A 234-nucleotide genomic window follows, 5' to 3' on the forward strand; every position below is an offset into this window, starting at 1 on the left:
GAGGATATCCACTACCAACTCTTACCTTATGTTTTTCGACCTCTAAGTGATCTAATCCTTCTCCTAAACGAATAACAACACCTTCTATGCCTTGATCAGATACAAGAAGGTTTGAACCGCGCCCAATTACAGTCCACTTCGTTTTGTATTGCTTTACTAACTGTAATGTTTTTTCAATACCGGCTACATGCTTTGGCACAATTAAAATATCCGCTGGTCCACCTATTTTCATAG

General features: G+C 38.9%; 1 protein-coding gene. It reads right to left on the bottom strand.

The features are described from left to right. Positions 1-234: FAD-binding protein (locus JDS92_RS30525; RefSeq protein ID WP_199633074.1), on the bottom strand; the 234-nt coding region annotated here is incomplete at both ends.

Origin of the sequence: Bacillus cereus group sp. N12 (assembly GCF_016483575.1) — a bacterium.
Classification (GTDB): Bacteria; Bacillota; Bacilli; order Bacillales; family Bacillaceae_G; genus Bacillus_A; species Bacillus_A toyonensis.